The 20,321-nt window shown below is 52.4% G+C and carries 22 protein-coding genes; 3 read left to right on the top strand and 19 right to left on the bottom strand.

Going from position 1 to position 20,321, the window contains the following annotated elements:
* Nucleotides 1-350: 350 nt before the first annotated feature.
* A complete protein-coding gene (locus tag LBQ97_02315; GenBank protein MDR1831552.1) occupies nucleotides 351-1,997 on the top strand; it encodes an ATP-binding protein in 1,647 nt (548 codons plus the stop codon).
* Nucleotides 1,998-2,044: 47 nt separating this feature from the next.
* Nucleotides 2,045-2,716 carry an MBL fold metallo-hydrolase gene (locus tag LBQ97_02310; protein ID MDR1831551.1) on the top strand — a complete coding sequence of 224 codons (672 nt, stop codon included), beginning with the start codon at nucleotides 2,045-2,047 and terminating at the stop codon, nucleotides 2,714-2,716.
* A gap of 41 nt (nucleotides 2,717-2,757) precedes the next feature.
* On the opposite strand, the gene LBQ97_02305 is transcribed toward LBQ97_02310, so the two are convergent.
* From LBQ97_02305 to LBQ97_02265, 9 genes are all read right to left on the bottom strand, one after another.
* Nucleotides 2,758-3,141, bottom strand: coding sequence for a type II toxin-antitoxin system VapC family toxin (locus LBQ97_02305; protein ID MDR1831550.1), 384 nt, complete (start codon nucleotides 3,139-3,141; stop codon nucleotides 2,758-2,760).
* Nucleotides 3,138-3,377 carry a type II toxin-antitoxin system prevent-host-death family antitoxin gene (locus LBQ97_02300; protein ID MDR1831549.1) on the bottom strand — a complete coding sequence of 80 codons (240 nt, stop codon included), beginning with the start codon at nucleotides 3,375-3,377 and terminating at the stop codon, nucleotides 3,138-3,140. Before LBQ97_02300 ends, LBQ97_02305 begins: the two co-directional genes overlap by 4 nt.
* 299 nt (nucleotides 3,378-3,676) lie before the next feature.
* A complete protein-coding gene (locus LBQ97_02295; GenBank protein MDR1831548.1) occupies nucleotides 3,677-4,753 on the bottom strand; it encodes a hypothetical protein in 1,077 nt (358 codons plus the stop codon).
* A 419-nt stretch (nucleotides 4,754-5,172) separates the two neighbouring features.
* Nucleotides 5,173-6,183 carry a site-specific integrase gene (locus tag LBQ97_02290; GenBank protein ID MDR1831547.1) on the bottom strand — a complete coding sequence of 337 codons (1,011 nt, stop codon included), beginning with the start codon at nucleotides 6,181-6,183 and terminating at the stop codon, nucleotides 5,173-5,175.
* 170 nt (nucleotides 6,184-6,353) lie between these two features.
* Entirely contained in the window at nucleotides 6,354-6,920 is a 567-nt protein-coding gene (gene frr / locus LBQ97_02285; GenBank protein ID MDR1831546.1) for a ribosome recycling factor, read from the bottom strand.
* A gap of 40 nt (nucleotides 6,921-6,960) precedes the next feature.
* On the bottom strand, nucleotides 6,961-7,683 hold the full coding sequence (gene pyrH / locus LBQ97_02280) for a UMP kinase (GenBank protein MDR1831545.1): 723 nt from the start codon (nucleotides 7,681-7,683) through the stop codon (nucleotides 6,961-6,963).
* A 76-nt stretch (nucleotides 7,684-7,759) separates the two neighbouring features.
* Nucleotides 7,760-8,650, bottom strand: a complete 891-nt coding sequence (gene tsf, locus LBQ97_02275; protein MDR1831544.1) for a translation elongation factor Ts — start codon at nucleotides 8,648-8,650, stop codon at nucleotides 7,760-7,762.
* Nucleotides 8,651-8,675: 25 nt separating this feature from the next.
* Nucleotides 8,676-9,443 carry a 30S ribosomal protein S2 gene (rpsB, locus tag LBQ97_02270; protein ID MDR1831543.1) on the bottom strand — a complete coding sequence of 256 codons (768 nt, stop codon included), beginning with the start codon at nucleotides 9,441-9,443 and terminating at the stop codon, nucleotides 8,676-8,678.
* Nucleotides 9,431-9,580, bottom strand: a complete 150-nt coding sequence (locus LBQ97_02265) for a hypothetical protein (GenBank protein ID MDR1831542.1) — start codon at nucleotides 9,578-9,580, stop codon at nucleotides 9,431-9,433. The genes rpsB and LBQ97_02265 overlap by 13 nt, the downstream gene beginning before the upstream one ends.
* A 296-nt stretch (nucleotides 9,581-9,876) precedes the next feature.
* On the opposite strand from LBQ97_02265, the gene LBQ97_02260 reads away from it, so the two are divergent.
* Nucleotides 9,877-10,209: a cupin domain-containing protein gene (locus LBQ97_02260; protein ID MDR1831541.1), complete on the top strand. Its 333-nt coding sequence runs from the start codon at nucleotides 9,877-9,879 to the stop codon at nucleotides 10,207-10,209.
* Between the two features lie 81 nt (nucleotides 10,210-10,290).
* On the opposite strand, the gene LBQ97_02255 is transcribed toward LBQ97_02260, so the two are convergent.
* The 10 genes from LBQ97_02255 to LBQ97_02210 all read right to left on the bottom strand — a co-directional run bounded on the left by LBQ97_02255 (nucleotide 10,291) and on the right by LBQ97_02210 (nucleotide 20,292).
* Nucleotides 10,291-10,728 carry a hypothetical protein gene (locus LBQ97_02255; protein ID MDR1831540.1) on the bottom strand — a complete coding sequence of 146 codons (438 nt, stop codon included), beginning with the start codon at nucleotides 10,726-10,728 and terminating at the stop codon, nucleotides 10,291-10,293.
* A gap of 48 nt (nucleotides 10,729-10,776) precedes the next feature.
* Nucleotides 10,777-12,714, bottom strand: a complete 1,938-nt coding sequence (locus LBQ97_02250; protein ID MDR1831539.1) for a hypothetical protein — start codon at nucleotides 12,712-12,714, stop codon at nucleotides 10,777-10,779.
* Nucleotides 12,711-13,313, bottom strand: coding sequence for a V-type ATP synthase subunit D (locus LBQ97_02245; GenBank protein ID MDR1831538.1), 603 nt, complete (start codon nucleotides 13,311-13,313; stop codon nucleotides 12,711-12,713). The genes LBQ97_02250 and LBQ97_02245 overlap by 4 nt, the downstream gene beginning before the upstream one ends.
* Before the next feature lie 31 nt (nucleotides 13,314-13,344).
* A complete protein-coding gene (locus LBQ97_02240; GenBank protein ID MDR1831537.1) occupies nucleotides 13,345-14,637 on the bottom strand; it encodes a V-type ATP synthase subunit B in 1,293 nt (430 codons plus the stop codon).
* Nucleotides 14,638-14,650: 13 nt separating this feature from the next.
* A complete protein-coding gene (locus tag LBQ97_02235; protein MDR1831536.1) occupies nucleotides 14,651-16,411 on the bottom strand; it encodes a V-type ATP synthase subunit A in 1,761 nt (586 codons plus the stop codon).
* Nucleotides 16,408-16,980: a DUF2764 domain-containing protein gene (locus LBQ97_02230; protein MDR1831535.1), complete on the bottom strand. Its 573-nt coding sequence runs from the start codon at nucleotides 16,978-16,980 to the stop codon at nucleotides 16,408-16,410. The genes LBQ97_02235 and LBQ97_02230 overlap by 4 nt, the downstream gene beginning before the upstream one ends.
* Complete coding sequence (locus LBQ97_02225; GenBank protein ID MDR1831534.1) at nucleotides 16,981-17,592, bottom strand: hypothetical protein; 612 nt, start codon at nucleotides 17,590-17,592, stop codon at nucleotides 16,981-16,983.
* Between the two features lie 74 nt (nucleotides 17,593-17,666).
* Nucleotides 17,667-18,404, bottom strand: coding sequence for a class I SAM-dependent methyltransferase (locus LBQ97_02220; protein ID MDR1831533.1), 738 nt, complete (start codon nucleotides 18,402-18,404; stop codon nucleotides 17,667-17,669).
* A 24-nt stretch (nucleotides 18,405-18,428) separates the two neighbouring features.
* On the bottom strand, nucleotides 18,429-19,784 hold the full coding sequence (gene glmM / locus LBQ97_02215; protein ID MDR1831532.1) for a phosphoglucosamine mutase: 1,356 nt from the start codon (nucleotides 19,782-19,784) through the stop codon (nucleotides 18,429-18,431).
* Between the two features lies 1 nt (nucleotide 19,785).
* Entirely contained in the window at nucleotides 19,786-20,292 is a 507-nt protein-coding gene (locus LBQ97_02210; protein ID MDR1831531.1) for a Gx transporter family protein, read from the bottom strand.
* Between the last annotated feature and the right edge of the window lie 29 nt (nucleotides 20,293-20,321).

Raw genomic sequence — 20,321 nt, 5'->3', positions numbered from 1 at the left:
CTACTAATGTTCCTAACAAAATCGCTAGTTTCTTCATAATTTTATCTCCCCTTTTGAGAATATTTGGATTACAGCGCCTTCCGGAGCCATATCCAGGTGTAACAATTATACACCATAATGGGGCGAGTGCTGAACACCGCAAAAATAGACGATTGATAAAAATGCTTGTGGCCTGTAGGTGGCCTGAATGAAAAAATGGGCCTTTTGTAATGCCCTTTATTGGCTGATTTTAGAGGAAATTAACAATTATGCCTGAGCCTTTACCCACGGGATAAGTTTTTGTTTGAGATTGGGGAGGGATGTGATATAATGGAAAAAAAGGGCTTGAAAAGGTCAGGAGAGGGTGCGAAATGAAGGAAATTCCTGTAGGCATTGATGATTTTAAAGTCGTAAGAGAAAACGACTATTTTTACATTGACAAAACGCCTTTTATTGAGAAAATTGCCAAAGGCGTCGGGAAAACCTTTTTGTTTACGCGTCCCCGCAGGTTTGGGAAATCGCTCAATATGTCCATGCTTGGCGCGTTTTTTGAAATCATGGACGCCGAACAGAATAAGAAATATTTTCAGGACTTGCAGATCGGAAATTCCGGCTTTTTCAGCGAGCAGGGAAAGTATCCGGTTATTTACATTTCCCTGAAAGACGTCAAGCAACGCGACTGGCTTGGTTGCCTTGCAAAAATGAAGCAAAAGGTCCGCGAGGTCTTCAAAAATAAATCGTATATTGAAAAAACGCTGAGCGAATTTGATCGAGAAGACTTTTTCGGTATCTTAAAAAAAGAAGACGACTGCGTTTTTGAGGAAGCGCTGAAATTTTTATGCGGACTTCTTTACAAACATCACCGTAAAAAGGTCGTCGTGCTCTTTGACGAATACGATACGCCGATCATCGAAGCGTATCATCGAAAGTATTACGATGAAGCGGTCTCCTTTTTCAGAAATCTGTACGGCGCCCTTTTCAAAGGAAATGAATACTTACATATCGGCGTCCTGACCGGAATCACACGGATCGCAAAGGAAGGAATTTTTTCTGGATTGAGCAATCTCGTTTCCGATACGGTTTTGGACACCGGTTTTGAAGAATGCTTTGGATTGACGGAAAAGGAGGTTTGTTTCGCTCTTGAAGCCTACGAATTGGGACAGACGCTGCCCGCGGTCCGGGAATGGTACAACGGCTACCGTTTCGGGAATGCCGATGTCTACAACCCCTGGTCCATTGTGAATTATCTGCAAAAACGCGAAACAGGCGCCCATTGGGTAAACACCTCCAGCAATGAATTGATCTACGAGGTATTGAAAATTTCGGAGCAATCGATATTTTCCGACTTGACGGCTCTGTTTTCGGAAAGCGCGACAACCGAATACATCAATAAAGACATGACGTTTGACAATTTGACCGCTCAGGAAAGCCTGTGGACCTTGCTGCTCGCAAGCGGCTATCTGACTGTTGACGCCAAGCTGGAAAACGATTTGTACCGACTCCGGATTCCGAACAAAGAGGTCCGTTCCTTTTTTAAAGATATGTTTATCGGTAATTTCGGGGCCACCAAAACAAAAACGTTCTACAAGGTCCTATCCTTTTTGAAACAAGGAAAAATAACCGGAGACAATTCCTTTGAATCCAATCTCCAGGCCTTATTTTTAGCAAGAACAAGCTACTTTGATCTGAACGAAAAAGAAAATTTCTATCATGTCTTTATGCTCGGCCTGCTGTCCGGCTTGGAAGACGAATATATTGGCCGATCAAACATGGAAAGCGGCCACGGAAGGGCGGATTTGCTTTTGGAACCAAAGGACAGACGCCTCCCCGGATTCATATTCGAATTTAAGGTCGCCGCTTCGGAAAAAGACCTGAACAAGCAGCTGGACATGGCTTTGAGGCAGATCGTTGAAAAAAAATACGCCGTTCCTTTGCGTGAGATCGGGATAAAGGACGTCACGGGCATCGCGATTGCTTTTCACGGGAAAACGCTAAAGGTAAAATATCAAGCTTTGTAGATCTGGAAAAGAAGTTAAACTCAAGCAAAAAAATTCAGGAGGAAACCATGATAATTTTATTACCCGCAATCATATTGTTTCTCATTCTCTGCGCCCGCTCCTACGCCAAGTCGGAACTTACCTTTTTCCACCCGGGTCACGCCTGCTTTGTCGTCGAAAACGGCCTTGAAAAGCTCGTCATTGACCCCTATGATGATTCGCTCGGGTATCCGGTGGTGGAAGGCGTCGCAAATTATGCCATCAGCAGCCACGGTCACTTTGATCACTGCTATACGGACAAGATCAAAGTCGAACAGGGAAGCGGGAGTTTTACTATTGAAAAGGTGGAGAGCTTCCACGACAACAGACAAGGCGCCGACCGTGGGAGCAACACGATTCACGTCATCACAACAGGAGGAATTCGAATCGCGCATTTGGGGGATCTGGGCCACCTTCTCACGGAGAAGCAGCTGCCCGCGCTGCAAAATATCGACGTCCTCTTGATTCCGATCGGAGGAACTTACACGTTGGACCCCCAACAGGCCGCCGAGGTCGTAAAGCAAATCGATCCCGCCGTCGTGGTTCCCATGCATTACCAGACGAAAGAGCTGAAAAATTTGCGTCTGGCTTCCGTGGAGGAGTTTCTGACCCTCGTGAAAGGGGAGTATGAAATCCTTCGCTCCGGCGACAAGAAGTGGGTTTATAAAAAGCCCGCCAAGAAGGCTGTTGTGGTGTTTTGAATTTGCAATTTTGCGCCAAGACTTGCCGAATTGTTCCAGGTTCATTTTACAAACAAAACCGGCCCCTCATAACGAGCAACAATCTCGTCTGAAGTCAAAAGCGAAATGCCTTCGATTGTTGCCTGAGCAAGAAGAATCCGGTCGAAAGGGTCTTTGTGCAACATGGGAAGAGATGCGGCCAAAACCGCGTGCTGTCCTATGATAGGTAATTCCACGTAACCTGCGTCTAACAGAGCTTTGTAGAAAACATTGGGGTCAACAACAAAATCGTTCCGATTTAAAGCGTGTTTGATTCCGATTTCCCAAATGCTTGCAGAACTGAAAAAAAGCTTATTTTCTTTATCATTAACATACTGTGTAATCGTTGAAGATAATTTTCCGGCTGCGGTCCGTAGCAAGATATGCGTATCCAGTAGTAACCTCATGCCTCTTCACCAAACATTGCCTCAATTTCTTTCTCACCCATACGGTCAAAGTCTTTTGGTATTTTGATCTGCCCTTTTAAAAATCCTATTCGGGGTTTGGGCTCTATTGGTATGTACGAAGTCACCGTTACCATCGGGTGACCGGCTTTTGCGATGATGAATGGTTTTCCGGCTGCCGCTTCTTCCACAAGAGCGGAAAGATGTGTTTTTGCTTCGTGAATATTAACCATTTTCATAATAAACCTCCTTTCCTCTTAAACTAAGTTTATCAGACTTAGTTTAATGTGTCAAGCAAATTTTTTTATATTCTGAAGCGTAGATTAATTTCGCCATTCTTGAATCAAGTCATGGCAGTTCCTTTCTTTGCAGCACTCTAAGCAGGATAAGAATTCGGCCCTCGACCCCTCAGCCGACCCGCGACATGCAAGCCTCACGTTATGCAATGCGCGGCCCGACAGAGAGGTCGAGACAAAAAAACCGCTCGCGTCCGAGCGGTTTTTTCTATTCAGATTTAACTTTAGGGTCTAAACTAAATTTAGAACTTTACTGTAAATCCGGTCTGGGCGTAAGGAGCAGCTGTCCATCCTCTCGCTGTCTTGCTGGGAGCAAATCCATTTCTCCACTCGGCGCCGGCTTCTACGAACACAGATACACTGTCGGTAGCGGCCCAGTCAACTCTCAGAGTCGGCAGAGCGTAAAGGCTGTAAGCTGTGGTTCCATCAACACCCCATTTGTCGGTATAGATCTTCTTGGAAGAGAACGCATAGGGATCGAATCCGCCTTCAAATACGAAGCTCAATGTCGCGGAATCGCTCAGATCAACCAGTTTAACTTTGTTTCTCAAGTAAACTTCGATGTAAGCCTGGAAATCGTTGCTCTTATCAAGATCATAGTAGCTGTCGATGTTTGTCTTTACATAGTGTCCGTAAACGTTTACGTCCAAGCTGAAGCCCAAGGGGAACGTATGCGTTGTTTCAAGAGCAAGACCGGCATAATATGTAGCTGTCGATCCACCGGAATGATCCCATACATAGCCAACCTGCGGTCCAACGTTGAATTTCGCTGTCTTTACGAAATCATTGTCGAAGAAGTATTCGGCCAAGGGAACCATAAAGCGATATTCCAGAGCGTCTCCGCCGGGGATTTCTGTTCCGCCGCCAACGCCGCCATTATAATAAGCGCCGGTGTCGCCGTACCACAATCTCGATGTCGCGTTCAGGAAATCATGTTTGTAAGTGAACCAAGCCCGGAATCTGGAAGCATCCCGAATCGTGGGATCTTTGTCATCCAAACCTAATTCGCCGTCTGTCCGAACCTGGAAACCAAAGCCCAATTTGTCTGTCAGGCCAACAGAACCATCAATTCTCAGTCTTCCGAAGTCTCCGGAATAACCGTTTTCTCTGTAATACTTGCCTACGCCTTTGTCGTCATAGCCGGCCGCAGGTCCCATTACCTGATAGCGGAACGTGATGCTTCCGGTTGTCGGAGCGCTCCGATAAACAACAGTTTCCTGAACGATTGTCTTAACTTCAGGAGCGGCAGGTTCTTTTCCGCCCGCAAAAGCGCTGGCGGCAACTACTAATGTTCCTAACAAAATCGCTAGTTTCTTCATAATTTTATCTCCCCTTTTGAGAATATTTGGATTACAGCGCCTTCCGGAGCCATATCCAGGTGTAACAATTATACACCAAAATAGTTATTTGTAAAAAGACTTCTATCAGGTATCGTCATCATACCTGAACTGTCCCTTCTACATCGAACTATTCTGATCTATCCTACGACAATTATACCACATTTTCAGAATTTTGCAAATATTTTTTATTTTTTTTTATTCGTCAACAAACCCGCCATTTTTCTGGTTTCAAAGCCTTTTCCTAAAAATCCCGCAAAAATTTTTTTTAACTTTTTTCAACTTTTTTTCGTCCGTCTCTCGGGCTTTTTCCCGCAATCGGACAAAAAGGCGCTGTCCTTCCCGATTTTTCGGAAATTTGTCACATTTACAGGCCACAAACAGCCCACGGCCCCAAGGCTTCAGTCTTTGATCTTGTCAACGGCTTTCTTGAGGTCCTTGAGATTCTTATGGACATAGATTTTTTCCGTAGTCTCGTAGGTTTTGTGCCCGATCATCTGCCGGATCGAGGTTTCGTTTGCCTCGGCCCGGCTCAATAGCGTCGCGAAGGTGTGCCTGCAATCGTGGGTCGTGTGGGGGCCTGTCCCCGCCATTTTCAAGGCGTCCCGGAATCTCGCCCGGTAGCTCGAGTAGGGCATGCGGAAAACAAAATTCTTTCCGGGGTTTGCCCGCATGAGCTCTTCCAGCAGCGGAATGATCTTCCGGTGCAGGGGCACGATCCGGTCCTTTCCCGCTTTGGTCTTGATCCCGCAGCGCATATAGCGTCGCTGCAAATAGACGTTTTTCCGCTGGAGCGTGAGGATTTCCCCGACCCTCAGCCCCGAATAAATCATGATCAAAATCGTCGCCACGATGCGGTCGTCCTTGTGGATCCAGAGTTTTTTGATTTCCCCCGCCGTAAAGACCTTGCGGTACACAATGGGGACCGGCTTCCCCAGCTTTACGGCCCCGCTCAAGTTCCGCTCGACGTACTCGTAGGTCAGGGCAAAGCGATAAATGGCGTTTAAAAGCGCCTTCACCGCCCGCTTGGAGCTCTCGGCCAGGCGCATCCGGTTAAAGGTATTCTGGAGGTCCGTGGGCTTCAATCCCGAAAAGCTCTCGTCGTGGATGGCCTTCAGCTGCCGGAAGGCCATTTCGTAGAGGGCCACGGTATTTTTGGCGTAGTTGCGGAAATTCATCTGCCGCCACATCTCGTAGATCTCCCGGAGCGTTACATTTCCCCTGCCGTTTTCGGCCTTTTTCGCCTCCTCCTCCAGCGCGCGCATGGCCTCCCGCATGGTCCTGAAGCAACCCACGCTCCGTCTTTTCTGCTTTCCCTTGTCATCAAATCCGACCGTCTTTCTCGCCCGCCAGGGTCGTCGCCGTTTCCCGGGCAATTTGTCTATGCTGCCAAATCCGTTGGGTTTTCTCATTTTCCCTCCCAAAACTTCCCGTATATGTCCAGAGACACCGGCATATGCCGATTCACGGCGGGCCCGCTTTTTTATTATAACAAAAAAGGGAGGATGACGCTATGAAAAGTGTCATCCTCCGGTATCTCAATTTTTCATGGTTTGAAGTCTTTTTTGGGGCCGGGGAAAATTCAGACCGTCGTGATCTCTTTTTCCTTTTTGGCCGTAAGCTCGTCGATCAGCTTGATGTTGCCGTCGGTCAGCTTTTGCACCTCGTCTTCGAATTTTTTGATCTCGTCTTCGGAGACCGGGTTCGCCTTGTCTTTTTCGAGCTTTTTCAAGGCGTTATTGACGTCCTTCCGGATATTCCTGATCGCGATCTTGCCGTTTTCGGCCTCGGTTTTGGCCAATTTCACGTATTCCTTGCGGCGCTCGGCCGTGAGCTCCGGCAGCACGAGCCGGATGATCTTGCCGTCGTTTCCGGGGGTGAGCCCGATATTGGCGGCGAGGATGGCCTTTTCGATTCCCTTGATCATGCTCTTGTCCCAGGGGTCAATGGTGAGAAGCCTGGCCTCGGGGGCGGCCACGGTGGCCACTTGTTTCAAGGGGGCGGGCTGTCCGTACTGGTCGACTTTGATGCCGTCCAGAATGGCGACGCTGGCCCGTCCCGCCCGGATATTGGCAAATTTGCCCTTGGTGGCCTCAATGGTCTTTTCCATTTTCTCCTTGCAGTCGTTTACGATGTCTTTTCCGGTCATGATTTCCTCCTTTTGCTCAATTGCGCTTATCTTTCCAGGGTCAGTCCGCTACGACCACGGTGCCGATGGGTTCCCCCAGGATCACCCGCATCATGTTTCCTTCCACGAGGGAATTGAAGACGACAATGGGGAGCTTGTTCTCCCGGCAGAGCGATATGGCCGTCGCGTCCATGACTTTCAAATTTTTGCTCAAAACCTCCGTATAGCCTACTTTTTCATAGCGCACGGCGTCGGGGTATTTCACGGGGTCCTTGTCGTAGATGCCGTCGACCTTCGTCCCCTTCAATACGACTTCGGCGTTCATTTCGATGGCGCGTAAAGCCGCCGCCGTATCGGTGGTAAAATAGGGATTGCCGGTCCCCGCGCCGAAGATCACGACCCGCCCTTTTTCGAGATGCCGCTGGGCTTTTCTCTTGATAAAGGGTTCTGCGATCTTGGGCATTTCGATTGCCGTCTGGACCCTTGTCTGGACGCCTATCCGCTCGATGGCGTTCTGGAGCGCCAGGGAATTGATGACGGTGGCGAGCATGCCCATGTGGTCGCCGGTCACCCGGTCTATGCCTTCGGTCGCCCCCGAGAGTCCCCGGAAGATGTTGCCGCCGCCGATCACAATCGAGAGTTCCACGCCCAATTGCGATATTTCCTTGATCTGTCTCGCGTAAGAGGTGATGACGTCGGAGGAAATGCCGAACTCCCTTTCCCCCATCAGGGCCTCTCCGCTCAGTTTCAAAAGCACTCTGCGGTAAACTGGTTTTGTGTCCATGGAACCTCCGTCTTTTTGGCTATTCTCGAAAAAATAGAGGCGCCCGGCGGCTCCCCTATTTTTAAGGTCTTTTTGCTTATCCCCTGATCTGGGCCGCCACTTCCGCCGCAAAATCCTCGACTTTTTTCTCGATGCCCTCGCCCACCTTGTAGCGGACGAAGGAGAGGACTTTAAGGGAACCCGCGTATTTTTCCACGGTCAGGTCCTTGTTTTTGACAAATTCCTGGTGACAGAGGCAGTTCTCCTCGTAAAATTTGTTCATTTTGCCGATCAGGATCTTTTCGATGATCTGGGCCGGTTTTCCTTCGGCTTCGAGCTGCTTTCTCGCGATTTCCTTCTCGTGCTCGAGATCTTCGGTCGTAACCTCAGAGCGGTGCAGATAGCGGGGATCCATTGCCGCCACGTGCATGGCGATGTCCCTTCCGATCACGATATTTTCGGGGGTCGCTTCACCGGTGAGCTCGACGATAACGCCCAATTTTCCGCCCAGATGGCTGTAGGTTACCACAAAGCCTTCTCTGGCGTGGACGAGGGTGAGTCTGCGGATATTCATGTTTTCCCCGATCTTGGCGATCAGATCCGTCTTCGCTTCTTCTACGGTCTTGCCCGGGGCGAATTCGGCTTTGGCCAAATCTTCCACCGTGGTGATCTTCTTTTCGAGGGCCGTGGCCGCCAGCTTTTTCCCGAATTCGATAAATTCGGCATTTTTGGCGACAAAGTCCGTCTCGGAATTGAATTCCACCAATACCGCGTCTTTGTTGTCTTTGGCGAGGGCGTCAAAAATGAGCCCTTCGGCGGCGATTTTCCCGCCCCGTTTGACGGCTTTGGCGATGCCCTTTTCGCGCAGATAATCGATGGCTTTCTCCATATCGCCGTTATTTTCAATGAGCGCCTTCTTGCAATCCATCATGCCCGCGCCCGTTCTTTCCCGTAATTCCTTGACCTGTGTTGCGGTAATTTCTGCCATTGTTTCTCTTTCCTCCTGATTTTTTTTACGCCGTCGGGGCGTTATTGGCCGCGCCGACTTCTACATTGGCCGCGGGGGCCGCCTCTTCGTCGACGATCATTTCTTCCTTGCCCTGGTTTCCTTCGATGATGGCGTTGGCCACAACCGACGAGATCAGTTTGACGGAGCGGATCGCGTCATCGTTGGCGGGGATCGGATACGTGATCAAATCCGGATCCACGTTGGTATCGATCATGGCGATAACGGGAATGCCCAAATTGGCCGCTTCCTTGACCGCCAGTTCTTCTTTTTTGCAGTCCACCACAAAAATCGCGGCGGGCGTCTGTTTCATGTCTTTGATCCCCGTGAGGTTCTTGGCGAGCTTCCCCATTTCCTTGCGGTATTTGGCCGCTTCTTTCTTCGTATAAGAAGAATCGAGGGTCCCGTCCTGATCCATGCGCTCCAGCTCCTTGAGCCGCTCGATCCGGGATTTGATCGTCTGAAAATTCGTGAGCATGCCGCCGAGCCAGCGGGAGTTCACATAGTACATCCCCGAGCGCTCCGCCTGGTCCCGGACCGCTTCTTGGGCCTGCTTTTTCGTTCCCACGAAAAGGATCTTGCCGCCGTCCTGGGCGATGTTGCGCAAGACGTTGTAGGCTTCCTCGATCCGTTTCAGCGATTTGTGCAAATCGATGATGTGGATGCCGTTTCTTTCGGTAAAAATAAATTTGGACATTTTGGGGTTCCATCTTTTGGCCTGGTGCCCGAAATGTACCCCCGCTTCCAGCAACTGCTTCATTGTTACAACTGACATGTTTTCCTCCTGTTTTTGGTTTTTTCTTCCGCCGCCTTCGAAACGAAGCCATTCCCAAAGGGAACACCCTGCCCCGTCATCAGGCCGCGTGTCTTTTTCAAGCATACCATTTTATCATTTTTTTCCTGTTCTGTCAAGTCTTTCCCGCGCTTTTTCCGGAATTTTCGGGTTTCCCCTCTTTAACTTTTCCCGCTTTCCGGGGCGTTTCCCCGCCCATTTTCTTCCTTTTCCCCTGCCGTTCCGCTATGCGGAACGGAAATTCAAATATGACCCTGTGGAAAATCTGTCAACCTGGTCGCTTTCGGGATGATTTGATCAAAAAAACAACCTCTTTTTCGGAAATGATTGATATAATATATAAGTTATTGATTTTCCATAAGTTTATGTTATAATACGGGTGTATTGATTTCTTATTTCAGGAGGTTGGTTTCAGATGCTTCGGAAAGTGAATCTGAAAGAAGCGGTAAACAGCGCTTGCGCAATGTCTTCTTATGAAAAAGTCGGCGGGCTCAACGATCTCAATTTGAACGTGTTCACCCTTGAGGAAAAAACGACGGAATACCACTGCCATCCCCAATCCGACGAAATGCTCTACGTCATCGAGGGGTCCTTTTATCTGGAGACCGAAGACAGGTTTATCAAACTGGACGAAGGCGAATTTATCGTCGTCCCCAAAGGAACCGACCACAGGTTGATCGCCAAAGACCTCGTCAAATACCTGGTGATCCGTATCGACACCCCGACCATGGGGGCGCCACTGGCCTGAAAAAATTCACGGACGCAAAAATTCTGTTACAAGGGAACCATCCCCTGTAACAGATTTTTTTGTTGTTTCGTGATTCGCCCGTTACCCCGCGATCAACATTGAGAATACCATCACGAAAAGGGCGATGGTTTCGCAAAGGCCGACCACAAGCATATAGTTTCCGAAGCCCTGTCCCGTTTCGGCGTAGGCGTCAGAGGCCGCGGCCGAACATTGTCCTTGCACGAGGGCCGAAGCCCCGATTCCCAAGCCCGAGAAGATCCCCAGGCCCAGCAGCTGATAGGCCGTGAGGCTTGCGGCCCCGGCCAGCGTCTGCATCAGGATAAAGCCGTAGATCGTCTGTGTCAGGGGCGCTCCCGCGAAGGCCACCAGGATAAAGGGGGCCGGTCTGTTCTGTACAAAGCATTTCTTCCAGGCGCCTATTGCCGCCTGTCCAGCGACGCCCGCGCCGGCCGCCGATCCCATCGCCGCCAGTCCCAGGCAGGCGCCTATTCCGATTTGTCCGAGAATTCCTTGATCCATATTCCTCTCCTTGTTCGATATGTGATTTACTTGTTTCCGTGAAGCTTTTTATTGTTCCTGCCGCGCCCCGCCGCCAAAGGGCTTGTAGGCGTAGCCCGACCATTCCATGCCGAGGTGGTTCCCCGCGTATTCCAGAAGATTGAGTCTCACGCCGTGGACAATGACCGAAAGGGCGTTCATCATCATGTTGAGCCCGTGCCCGAAGGCCAGAATGAAAATCGCGCCCGCGAGCCTTAAGATAAATGTCCCGACCGACGGTCCTCCCGCGCTTACGGCGCCGATCCCCGACATGGCGTTAAAGGACTGGGCGATTTTCGTGCCCGCCAGTCCCACCGCGAAGAGCCGGATATAGCTGATGATGTCGGCGAAGCTCCCCACGGCGTTTAAAAACGTCGGCAGGAAGTTGGCGAAGCTCTTTCCGATGTTGACGAGGAAGTTCCCGCCCGTTTGATTGGCGAAAATGAAATAAATGATGATCCCCGCGAGGATCAGCGGAACCGTAAAGCCCGGTTGTCTCACTTTGAGTAACATCGAGAGCACCAGGAAATAGAGCCCCAGCATCATGATGAGCCAGCCGGCCTGGGATAAGGCGACCAAGGTCGAACCTCCCTTTACCAGCCGCTTGATATTTTTGATGTGGGAGTAGACGAGCTGCACGATCCCCAGGCTGAAGCAGAAGAACTGCACGTTCCACTGGGCGGCGTCCGAAGGCGTATAGCCCGGCGCGAGACCCATGAGCCCGCTGAAGAATCTTAAGAAAAGCGGCCCTCCTTCCCGGAATTGCGGGATGACCAGCGCCTGAAGGACGCCCGGCAGGCTCCCGTAGGGGGCGGCAAACCAGGATCCGTTGACGGCGCCCCAAATGATCGTCGTTGAAGCCAAAAGCGTAAAGAGCTTGGCCGCGTCGGGAAATTTCCCGCTCTTTTTCTTCGCGAGAAGGCCCCCGGCCAAAGTGGCCGCCAGCAAGATCACGCCGTAGGCCGCGTCTCCGAAGATCATCGCGAAAAATACGCTGAAGAAAAGAAGAAAACTGGGGCTGATGTCGTATTCGCTGTAGCCCGGGACCGTCCCGATAAAGCCGAAAAGGGGCTTGATGATCTCGACCGCTTTGTTGTTTTTCGTTAAGGTCGGGGGTCTGTCCCCTTCACCGGGATCGCTTACGGAAAGGGCCCAGCCCTGTTCTTTTGCGCATTGGCTCACTTCCCCCAAAAGGGGCTCGGGGATCCAGCCCGAAAGAAGCGATATGGGAATGACCCCTTCATCCTTTGCGGTAACCGCTTCCCTTCCCGCCTTGGCGGTCTCGTACTCGACGGCCCGCTCCGCTTCCTTAAGAAGCGTATCGAGATAGGGCAAAAGTCTTGCCTTCTCCGTAAGGCCTGCGCCAATATCGGCGATTTCAGAGCTTAGCGCCTCATTTCTCGCGGAAAGCGTCCCCAGGGATTCTTTGGGAACGGCAAAGGGCGTCTCATTTTCAAGGGGCGTCCCCGGTACGACGAGAAACACCCGGGATTTGACTTTCTTTAATACGATGACCCTCGCGTCTTCGGGGAGGTTGCCGTAGGTCTTGTCCGAAAGCTCGTAGAGATATAAGGGACCAGTGGTCTTTTCGATGTCCGCCAAAGTCTCGGGGTCAAAATCCCCCCAGGGGGCGATTCTTGCCATTTCCCGCGCGTTTTTGGCGATTTCTTCTTCTTTTTGCTTGCGGCTTTCCGCCAGAGACAAGATCGCTCCGGCCGGATCCGCGGGGATTTCTCCCGGGTCGGAAGCGCCATCGGCGACTTCTTCTTTTTTCTTCGGGGCAAAGTTCATCAAAATCTGCTTTGCCTTTTCGATCCGGGCCTTTTCCTCAAGTCTCGCCTCCAGCTCGGCGGAGGCCACTTCCTTTTTTTCGATATGCAATACGCCCAGGGCGCGAAGGCGCTCCAGGGATGCCGTAATGTCCTTTTCAAGGGTCAGGATGGCCGCTTTCTTCATCGGTATAATCATTGGGCTGTCCTCTCCTTTTTCTCCTTGGAAATTTTTCCGCGCACGACGGCGGCCGTCTGCTGGTCGCCCAGATAGACCTGGATTTTCCGGATGTTCTCCCGGGATTCGGGGATTTTGACCTTTTCAAAGAGGTTCACGCGCTGGGAAGTCGTCCTAAGCTCCTTTTCGAGGCGCTCCTGCTGCTCTTCCATGGTTTTCGCCTCCAGATCCACCGCTAAGACCGTCTTCATGCGGTCCACTGCGGCATCGAGCCACAGCGGCTTTTCAAAGAAGCTGTAGCGTTCCGTCTCAAATTCCACCCCTTCGAATACCGGAATCTCCACGCCCGCGATATTTCCGCGGCTCGTCAGAAGTTTGGTGATTTTTAAAATCTTCGGCAAAAATACGCCCTTTTCCCCGAATACCCCGAGCCAGACCTTGAAGCTCTCGTGGAGCGCGGCCTTTTTTTCCCGGAGTTCGCGGACCCGCTGTTCCACGGAGCGGATCTCCGCCTGCAGCTGCTGTTTTTTCAGTTGCAGCGTCGGCAGGTACCGCCGGAACATTTTGAGCGCGTCTTTTTGCTTTTTGAGCTCGTTTTTTGTCAGCTTGATTTTTGCCATATCCTCACCTGAGAGCTATTCGTTTTGTTTTTCAACTTTTCCAGTATTCCGCGATAAGCTCTGTCCTGAGGCCTGTCTCTTCCGGCGTAAAGCAGTCAGCCAGAATCTCCCAGCCCAAGTCCAGTGCCCGTTCGAGGGGAATGTTGACCGAAAGGTCCATCATGTCGCTTTCAAAGCGGACGCCGTATTTGAGGAGCTTTTCGTCCCAGGCGCTCATCATGAAGCCCATGGACTTTTTCTCCAGCGTGTCTTTGTAGTAGGAATAGAGCTTGATCATGCCGTCCATAATGGCCCGGTGGTCTTTTCTCGTGTCGCCGTTCACCTGCTGCTTCAGCCGCGAAAGGGATCCGAAAGGCTCGATTCTCCCGCCCTTGAGGTAATACTGCCCTTCGGTAATGTAGCCGGTATTGTCGGGCACCGGGTGGGTCACGTCGTCGCCGGGCATGGTCGTGACCGCAAGGATCGTGATGGATCCCGCCGTCTCGAAGTCCACGGCCTTTTCGTAACGGGCTGCCAGCTGGCTGTACAAGTCTCCCGGATAGCCCCGGTTGGAGGGCACCTGGTCCTGGGAGATCGCGATTTCCTTCAGGGAATCGGCAAAACTCGTCATGTCGGTCAAAAGCACCAGGACGTTTTTGTTCTGCAGCGCGAAGCGCTCGGCCACCGCCAGCGACAGATCGGGCACCATCAGGCATTCCACCGTGGGGTCCGCCGCCGTATGGACAAACATGACGGTCTTTGAAAGGGAACCGCCCTGTTCGAGCGTATCCCGGAAATAGATATAGTCGTCGTATTTGAGGCCCATGCCGCCCAGGATAATGACGTCCACCTCGGCCTGCATGGCGATTCTCGCCAAAAGCTCGTTGTAAGGCTCCCCCGATATGGAGAAAATCGGGAGTTTCTGCGATACCACCAGCGTATTGAACAGATCGATCATGGGGATGCCGGTCCGGATCATGTTCCGCGGCACAATGCGCACGGCGGGATTGACCGAAGGGCCTCCGATTTCGATGAGATTTTCATGGAGTTCGGGCCCGTTGTCCCGGGGTTTTCCCGATCCCGTAAATACCCGTCCCATGAGGTTATCCGAAAAGGAGACCTGCATGGGGTGGCCCAGAAATTGGACGCTGTCGCCGGTAGAGATGCCTCTGCCGCCGGAAAAGACCTGGAGGGCGACTTTCTCGCCGTCGAGGCGGTTCACTTCCGCAAGGGATACGCCGAAGGCCGATTCGACCATGGCCAGATCGCCGTAGCTGATCCCGTCGGCCCGGACCGTGATGACGTTTCCTACGATGGATTCGATTTTGCTATAGATTTTTTTCATGTCGCCTCACCTCCTAAGCCAGAATTTTCTCAGCGGCGGCTTCTACGCCCGCGCTGGTTTTTTCAAGGGTTTCTTTGATTTCCTTTTCGAGACTTTCGAATTTGTCGCTCTTGTACTCGGCGTAATTGTAGTCGATGAAGCGCTGCCGCAGGTGGGCGAACCAGCTCCGGGCCTCGTCTTTCCCGGCGAATTTGAGCTTTGCCGCCAGGATTTGCAAAAGTATCCCGAAAACTTGCGCCTGACGCTCGGGGCTTACGGCCTTGTCGACGGGGTCGAAGGAATTTTGCTGCAAATATACGGAATCGAGGAATTCTCCCTTCTGGTAGATGATATAATCGTCAAGGGACGTCCCTTCCTCGCCCACGACCTTCATCATCTGCTCCACTTCCATGCCCCGGATCAGGAAATGTCTGGCGTAATTGACCTTTTCCTCGGGGATCTTGCCCTTGTATTTGGACCAGGAGTCGATCGGATGGATCGAGGGGTATTTTCTCGCGTCGCTGCGCTCTCTCGAAAGCCCGTGAAAGGCCCCGACGACTTTAAGCGTCGCCTGGGTTACGGGTTCTTCAAAATTGCCGCCCGCGGGGGATACGGTGCCCCCGATCGTAACGGACCCGTAAGATCCGTCTTTGAGCCGCACGACTCCCGCTCTTTCATAGAAATTGGCGATCGTCGATTCGAGATAGGCCGGGAAGGCTTCCTCGCCGGGGATCTCTTCGAGACGGCCCGACATCTCGCGCAGGGCCTGGGCCCAGCGGGACGTGGAATCGGCCAGTAGAAGGACGTTTAAGCCCATCTGCCGGTAGTATTCGGCGATCGTGACCGACGTATAAAGGGAGGCCTCTCTGGCCGCAACCGGCATTGAGGAGGTGTTGCAGATGATAACGGTCCTTTCCATCAGCGAGCGGTTCGTCTTGGGGTCGATGAGCTCGGGAAATTCCTTGAGGACCTCCACGACTTCCCCCGCGCGCTCGCCGCAGGCCGCGATAATAACAATATCCACGTCGGCGTTTCGGCTCGTGGCGTGCTGCAGTACCGTTTTCCCCGCGCCGAAGGGGCCCGGGATACAATAGGTCCCGCCTCTCGCCACGGGAAAGAACGTGTCGATAATCCGCATTTGGGTATCCAGCGGCTCCGTGGGCTTAAAGCGCTCCTCAAAGCAGTCCACGGCCCTTTTTACCGGCCAGTTGAAGCTCATTTTGAGCGGATAGACCTCGCCCGCCTCGTCCTCAACTTCGGCAATCACGTCATGGACCTTGTACATGCCCGCCGGTTTGATGCTTTTGACCGTATATTTTTTGTACATATGGAAGGGAACCATGATTTTGTGGGTATGAATCCCTTCGGGAACGGTCCCTATGGCTTCCCCGCGCAATACGGCGTCGCCCGTCCCCACAAGGGGCGTAAAGGGCCATTCTTTTTCGACCGGGAGCGGTTCCAGATACACGCCCCTTTCGAGAAAATAGCCGGTTTTTTCCACGAGCTCCGGCAGCGGGTTCTGGAGGCCGTCAAAGACCTGCCCCAAAAGACCGGGTCCCAGCTCGATGGCCAGCATGTCCCCCGCGAATTCCACTTCCTCTCCGATTTTGATGCCTCTCGTCGATTCGAATACCTGCAGCGAGCAGACGTCGCCCCGGATCCGGATGACTTCACTCTTCAGCTTTTTTTCGCCCAGTTTGATATAGGCCACCTCGTTGAGGGACACCTGTCCGTCAAAGCTGACGTTGACCATATTTCCGTTGACTGCGGCGACTAATCCTTTCGTTCCTGTCATGTCATATCTCCCGCGGCGGCCCTGCCGGGCGCCATCTTCAAGATTTTTTCATACAACGCTTCGTATTCCGTCAAGCCCTCCCCGGCCTGGAAAGCCTGTCTCCTTTCCAGAAGGAGCAGCTTGATCCGGTAGGCGTAGAGCACATTCACCCCGAAATAATCGAGCCCCGCCAGGGCTTCGGCGAATTCCCAGCGGCCTTTGTCCAGATAGAGTTCGGCCTCAAGGGGATTTTCCATGGCAAAGGCGGTCCTGGCCTCGTTCTCGATTTCATGCGGCACGGCCCTCGCTTCCCCCGGCATGTCCCGTTTGAGCTTTGCCGCCCGGAGTTTCGCCATGGCATACTCGAGATCGGCCTCCCGTTTCTGCCAGGCCGCGAAAAAGCCCGAGCCTTGATCGCCCGCTTTTTCTTCCCCAAAGCGGTAGCCCGGATCGAGTTTATCCAATTCCGCGAGCTCCCTTGCCGTCAGATGCTCCGCGCACATTGCCCGGAAGGCTTCCGCCGTCATCGGGGGCTTTTGCGCCTGGGCCGACAAATAAGGGAGTTGCGCCACGAGAAAATAATAGGCCAACTAAACCTCCCCGGCCGACTTTTTCATGATTTCGGCCAATACGGGGTTCAGATATTCCGAAAGGGCCTCGGCCACCGCTTCGGCGGAAAAATCATAATAGGCCGAGCCGTCCTTTTCTCCGATCCGGAATCCCGCGCCGATATTCTTTCCGGCCTTGACGGAAACCCCTTTTTTGATCTCTTCGGAAAGGGCCTGTTTGCTCCAGGCCGTAAGCCCCGCGAGCTCCTTCTCATCCAAAATCACGTCGATCCTGTCGCAGCCTCCGGCCCAGCCCGAAACGACCTTGGGGATGATCCCTTTGAGGACATCGCCCGAATACAGTTCCGACACATTTTTTTGCAGGAGTTTTCCCAGTAAATTTTCGATCTCGGTCTTGAAGGACAGCACAAGATTGCGGGAGGCTTGCTCTATGGCCGCAATGCCCGCTTTTTCCTGATGTTCGGCGTCCTCTTTGGCCTTTTCCACAATGCCCGCCGCCTCTTTTTTGGCGGCCGCAACGATGTCTTGGGCGTTTTTTTCCGCTTCGGCCTTCAATTGGGCCGAAGCCGCCTCAGCGCTTTCAATGCCGTCTTTTTTTATTTTGTCGATCAGTTCTTGAAATTGAATATCCATAGGCTCCTCTTTCCTTATTATTCAGATTGGATTCTAATTTTAATTGTAGTATACGAAACCCTCTTTGTCAAGCCCTAACTTTTGAGGACATAGACCCAGCGTGAACCCATAAGGTCTTTGTGACGTTTCCTTTCCACGGTCACAAGGCCGCTTTTTTCAATACATTTTTGTATACTTTCGGCGGAAAAAATTTTTTTCGTATAGACCTCGTAATATTTTTTGTAACTCTCCCCCTTCTCCCGGATAAAGTACGTGGCCTTGATGTAGTCGATGTCCTCGTCCCGCTCAAGCTCCCAGATGCAGCAAAATTCCTCGCGATTGTCCACATAGCTGTTTTGCGGAAACATTTCCCCCATAAACGCCCTGTCCACGAGATCGAAAATATAGACGCCGCCGGGCGTCAAGGCGTTTTTGACCGAACGAAAGTGGCAACTCAGCTCCTCTTCGGACAAAATGTGGTTCACCGTATCGAAGAAAGACGTGATCAGCGGGTATTTTTCGGGAAATTCGAAGGAAATCATATCGCCCGACACAAATTCTATTTTGCCCGCCGCGTTTTCCCCCGCGGCCACGGCTCGCCGGTATTTTTTCCGGGCCAGGGCCAGCATTTTATCCGAGAGATCGAGGCCTTTGAGTCTTTGAAATTTCGGTTCCAACAGAAAAAGAAGCGTCCCGGTACCGCAGCCAAGATCGAGAACCGCCTCCCGGGGGACGCCTGTTTTACCTATGGTTTCCGCAACGAGCGCCTCCCATTTGCCATAGTCGGCGTAGGCCATAAAGCTGTCGTAAATGCCCGAAAGATAGTGATACATCGCCCACCTCTTTTGTTCAATTTGTCAGCCGAGGACTTCGGCCAGATAGGCGGCCGTCTCCCTGGCGGTTTTTTCCACAAGGCTCCGGTCCCGCCCTTCTGTCATGACCCGGATCAAGGGCTCGGTTCCCGAGGCCCGGACGAGGATTCTCCCCCGCCCCTTCATTTTTTTCTCCGCTTTCGCGAGCCAGGCGGCGATTTCGGGATTTTTGTCCCAGGTCTTTTTCTTTTCCGCCGATACGGTAATATTGATCAGCGTCTGGGGCCAGTCCTCGATTCCCGAGATGACTTCGTCCAGGGGTTTTCCCGCTTCCTTCAGGGTCTCAAGGAGTTTTAGCGCCGTCAAAATCCCGTCTCCCGTGACGGCGTAATCGGAGAGGATCACGTGTCCCGACTGTTCGCCCCCCAAGGTTGCCCCTTCGCTTCGCATAAGCTCCAGCACGTAACGGTCTCCGACCTGGGCCCGCAGCATTTGGACGCCCTTTTCTTTGAGAAAATTCTCAAGGCCCATATTGCTCATGACGGTCGTCACAACTTTGTTCCCCGGGAGTTTTCCCTTTTTCAGAAGCGCTTCGGCCAGAACCGCGATGACCTTGTCGCCGTCGACGATTTTCCCCCGCCGGTCTATGACGATAAGTCTGTCGGCGTCGCCGTCAAAGGCAAAGCCCAGATCCGCCCCGTAGCCCGTGACGACCCGGGAGAGGACCTCCGGATGGGTCGAGCCGCAGTCCCGGTTGATGTTGAGCCCGTCGGGGGCGTCGTGGATCGCCACGACCTCCGCCGATAAAGTCGAAAACACGTCTTTTGCGATCTGGTACGCCGCGCCGTTTGCCGTATCGAGGATGATTTTGAGGCCTGAAAAATCCCCTGTTACCGTCTGCAGCAAAAATCTGCGGTAATGAAAATAGCCCCGTCTGTCCCGGAAAAGGGTCCCGACCCGGTCTCCGGCCACGGGATTTTCCGTGAGTTTTTTCGCGTCGTCCATGAGTTTTTCGATCATTTCCTCCGTCTCGTCGGGGATCTTATAGCCGTCGGGGCCGAAAACCTTGAGGCCGTTGTCCTTGGCGGGGTTGTGGGAAGCCGAAATTACGACGCCCGCTCCGGCTTTTGATTCCTTGGTCAGATAAGCCACGGCCGGCGTGGGTAGGACGCCCAAAAATTTTACGTCGACGCCCTGGGCGTTTGCGCCGGCAGACAGCGCCGAGGCCAGCATGGCGCCCGAGATTCGCGTGTCCCGGCCCACCAAAAGCGCGTTTTTTCCCCGGGGATTTTCCCGGTTCATCCAATAGCCCAAGGCGGCGCCCAACAAAAACGCCCGTTCCGCCGTCAGCTCCCGGTTGGCCTCTCCTCTTATGCCGTCTGTGCCGAAATATTTTTTCATCTCATTTCTCCTTCGTCTTTTTTCTTTTTCTGATCGTCAGCCTCGCGCAAAGGACCCCCGTCACAAGACCCGACAGGATTCCCATGGATAAAAAAAACGCGATAAAGTAAAGCGTGTAGCGGGAATAAAGCGATATGTTCCGGAAAAGAAGCGCCCACACGACCAAAAGCTGGACAAGATTGTGGGTAAAGGCCGCGGCCACGCTGATGGCCACAAGAGAAAGCCCCTGCCTCGCCCGAAAGAGCGCCCCCATGACGAAAACCGCCGCAAGTCCCGCCGAAAGACTGATAAAAAAGCCCGGCGTGAGGATCGTCCCGAAGGCCAGATGCTGGATCAGTACCCTGAGCGTCGTCAGCGTCAGCCCCATACGAAAGCCCTCTTTTTCCAGGACCGCCAGCGTCACCACATTGGCCAGCCCCAGTTTCAAAAAGGGGGCCGGTTTGGGGATCAGCGTCTCCAGTATGGACACATAGAGCGCCAGCAGCAGATAGAGCACAAGGCGGCTCATTTTCTTTTTTTCGTCTGCGCTTAATCCGG

The organism is Fusobacteriaceae bacterium, assembly GCA_031272775.1.
Classification (GTDB): domain Bacteria; phylum Fusobacteriota; class Fusobacteriia; order Fusobacteriales; family Fusobacteriaceae; genus JAISST01.
Note: the sequence above shows the minus strand (reverse complement) of the source record. Positions and strands in the feature narration are given on the sequence as shown.

Bases quoted from the DNA above. Each gene is read 5' to 3' on its own strand.
- frr (MDR1831546.1), bottom strand. From the start codon at position 6,920: ATGACCGGAAAAGACATCGTAAACGACTGCAAGGAGAAAATGGAAAAG.
- rpsB (MDR1831543.1), bottom strand. From the start codon at position 9,443: ATGTCAGTTGTAACAATGAAGCAGTTGCTGGAAGCGGGGGTACATTTC.
- LBQ97_02310 (MDR1831551.1), top strand. From the start codon at position 2,045: ATGATAATTTTATTACCCGCAATCATATTGTTTCTCATTCTCTGCGCC.
- LBQ97_02210 (MDR1831531.1), bottom strand. From the start codon at position 20,292: ATGAGCCGCCTTGTGCTCTATCTGCTGCTGGCGCTCTATGTGTCCATA.
- LBQ97_02235 (MDR1831536.1), bottom strand. From the start codon at position 16,411: ATGACAGGAACGAAAGGATTAGTCGCCGCAGTCAACGGAAATATGGTC.
- LBQ97_02295 (MDR1831548.1), bottom strand. From the start codon at position 4,753: ATGAAGAAACTAGCGATTTTGTTAGGAACATTAGTAGTTGCCGCCAGC.
- LBQ97_02220 (MDR1831533.1), bottom strand. From the start codon at position 18,404: ATGTATCACTATCTTTCGGGCATTTACGACAGCTTTATGGCCTACGCC.
- LBQ97_02245 (MDR1831538.1), bottom strand. From the start codon at position 13,313: ATGGCAAAAATCAAGCTGACAAAAAACGAGCTCAAAAAGCAAAAAGAC.
- LBQ97_02240 (MDR1831537.1), bottom strand. From the start codon at position 14,637: ATGAAAAAAATCTATAGCAAAATCGAATCCATCGTAGGAAACGTCATC.
- LBQ97_02255 (MDR1831540.1), bottom strand. From the start codon at position 10,728: ATGGATCAAGGAATTCTCGGACAAATCGGAATAGGCGCCTGCCTGGGA.
- LBQ97_02250 (MDR1831539.1), bottom strand. From the start codon at position 12,714: ATGATTATACCGATGAAGAAAGCGGCCATCCTGACCCTTGAAAAGGAC.
- pyrH (MDR1831545.1), bottom strand. From the start codon at position 7,683: ATGGACACAAAACCAGTTTACCGCAGAGTGCTTTTGAAACTGAGCGGA.
- LBQ97_02290 (MDR1831547.1), bottom strand. From the start codon at position 6,183: ATGAGAAAACCCAACGGATTTGGCAGCATAGACAAATTGCCCGGGAAA.
- tsf (MDR1831544.1), bottom strand. From the start codon at position 8,650: ATGGCAGAAATTACCGCAACACAGGTCAAGGAATTACGGGAAAGAACG.
- glmM (MDR1831532.1), bottom strand. From the start codon at position 19,784: ATGAAAAAATATTTCGGCACAGACGGCATAAGAGGAGAGGCCAACCGG.
- LBQ97_02300 (MDR1831549.1), bottom strand. From the start codon at position 3,377: ATGAAAATGGTTAATATTCACGAAGCAAAAACACATCTTTCCGCTCTT.
- LBQ97_02315 (MDR1831552.1), top strand. From the start codon at position 351: ATGAAGGAAATTCCTGTAGGCATTGATGATTTTAAAGTCGTAAGAGAA.
- LBQ97_02225 (MDR1831534.1), bottom strand. From the start codon at position 17,592: ATGGATATTCAATTTCAAGAACTGATCGACAAAATAAAAAAAGACGGC.
- LBQ97_02305 (MDR1831550.1), bottom strand. From the start codon at position 3,141: ATGAGGTTACTACTGGATACGCATATCTTGCTACGGACCGCAGCCGGA.
- LBQ97_02260 (MDR1831541.1), top strand. From the start codon at position 9,877: ATGCTTCGGAAAGTGAATCTGAAAGAAGCGGTAAACAGCGCTTGCGCA.